This window comes from Okeania sp. SIO2C9 (assembly GCF_010672455.1).
In the GTDB taxonomy this organism is placed as follows: Bacteria; Cyanobacteriota; Cyanobacteriia; order Cyanobacteriales; family Microcoleaceae; genus Okeania.
Genome location: NZ_JAAHGO010000277.1, coordinates 1 through 1,138, shown reverse-complemented (window position 1 = coordinate 1,138; position 1,138 = coordinate 1). Strand labels below are relative to the sequence as shown.

The 1,138-nt window shown below is 41.2% G+C and carries 1 pseudogene; it reads right to left on the bottom strand.

The annotated features are described in order from the left end of the window. Nucleotides 1-206: 206 nt before the first annotated feature. Nucleotides 207-1,138: pseudogene (locus F6K23_RS41000) on the bottom strand (sulfite reductase, ferredoxin dependent); the annotation flags it as partial.

Genomic DNA, 1,138 nt, shown 5'->3' with positions numbered 1-1,138 from the left:
TAAATAATGCTGTTGCGCTGCGCTCAAAAAAATCTGCTGATTTTGGCATTGTGTTGGTGCTACTACCAATCTTTGTAATTGAGGCAATCAATCCTCCTTGTGAAGCCTCCTACCCCTTAAAAGAACATAGTTTTCTTAATTAAAAGACAACAAGTAATAAGAAACAAGTAACAAATTTTACTTATTACTTATTACTTATTACTTATTCAAGAAATCTTCTCTAAATAGGCTTCAAGAGCTTCGGCTGCCAAATCAGTCATGGTTTTGCCTTGCTTATTGGCAGCTTCCTTAATACGCTGATGGAGTTCATCGCGGACTCTAATCCGGTGACGGCGGTTTTGAGTGTTAACTTTTGGTTTGACAGACTCAGGAACTTCAGCCTCATTTACTAAACCATTTTCTGACTTAGTGCTGATTGGTGTAGGCTGATTGCTATGGCAATACTCACGAATAGCATCAAAACCAACGCGATCGCAAAAATCTCCAAAACTCTCCTCAGCCTGACGCTCAGTTTTAAAGTATACAAAAATCGGTTCTAGGAAAGATTCTAGCTCCTGAATCGGCATTTTGTTTTCATAAACTCTTGCTAATCTAGTTTGATCCGGTGAGCCTCCCAACCAAACTTGATACTTCTCTGGTGCACTACCAACAAACCCTAACTCTGCCATGTAAGGTCTAGCGCAACCATTGGGGCAGCCTGTCATTCTAATCACAAAATGCTCTTCTTGTAAACCTAATTTATCCAGCAGCACCCGAATGCGCTCAATGATTCCTGGCAGAGCTCTTTCTGACTCTGTAATCGCCAAACCACAAGTAGGTAGCGCTGGGCAAGCCATGGAGTAGCGCACTAGGGGTTCAATGTCCTCTGGAGTAATAATAATGCCATTACTTTTAAGAATATTTTCTAGGGCTTGCTGTTGCTCTGGTTCAATTTCATAGAGAATCAAGTTATGATTAGCAGTCAGCCGCATGGGCAGTGTAAATCTCTGAGTAATTTCCCGCAGAGCAGTTTTTAGTTTAAAAGCGCCTTCATCTTTGACTCTACCATTCTCAATGGAAATCCCCAAAAATAGCTTCCCGTCTCCCTGTTCATTCCAACCTAAAAAGTCCTTGTATTGGAAAGGAGGTATTGGCTTGT